This is a genomic window from Deltaproteobacteria bacterium (assembly GCA_011773515.1).
GTDB lineage: Bacteria > Desulfobacterota > Deferrimicrobia > J040 > J040 > WVXK01.
In genome coordinates, this window is the sequence record WVXK01000064.1 from 1 (window position 1) to 810 (window position 810).

Annotated in this window: 1 protein-coding gene; it reads left to right on the plus strand. The window is 53.0% G+C overall.

All coding sequences use genetic code 11. From position 1 onward, the window contains the following. Window positions 1-116 precede the first annotated feature (116 nt). Window positions 117-810: hypothetical protein (locus tag GTN70_07930; GenBank protein ID NIO16913.1), on the plus strand; the 694-nt coding region annotated here is incomplete at its 3' end.

Sequence of the window (810 nt, forward strand, 5' to 3'; positions counted from 1 at the left end):
CGCTCAGCGCAAGAGAAAGGAGGTTCAAATGCGGGACAAGTAAAAGTGTTTACTGTGTATTTTGCATCCCAATATGGGAAAAGTGCATGTAACTTAAAAATTTAGGAGGGATTATTATGTGTATTTACAAGAAATGGGGGTGTTTAATTTCCATTGTCTTGCTGCTGGCTTTGGTCGGTAATGCGTCGGCGGCGGATGTAGATTGGAACAATGCCGGCGGCGACCGTCTCTGGCGTAATGGAGCCAACTGGGCCGGCGGCGCCGTTCCCACCTCCGCCGACAAGGCTGCAATCAGAGACGCGTCAGTCAGCGGCCCAATTATCGATTCGAGCACAACAGCGGTGGCCAATCAGGTAGTCTGTGGAGACTGGGGCAGTACCAGTGATACCCTTGATATGACCGGTGGTTCTCTTACAATAGGCCAGTGGTTTATATTAGGCTACGGCCCAGCTGGCAATAACGGGACATTTACTATGAGTGCCGGTACCGTCAGCGTTGGCACCGACATGTTTGTCGGATTTCAGGCCACGGGCACCGTAAACATTACCGGTGGCTCGATTACGGTCACGGGTACATTCGGAATAGCCCAGCAAAGCGGCGGTGCAGGCGATGTATTCCTCGATGGCGGCACCATTTCGAGTGGCTCGTTCAGTATGGCAACCGGCGCCGCGATGGACATCACCGCCGGCACACTGATAGTAAACGGCGATGTCACATCGACTATCAATACCTACATCAGCAACGGCTGGATTACCGCTTACAACGGCACCGGTACGGTGAACGTAGACTACGACGTCACCAATCCCGGTA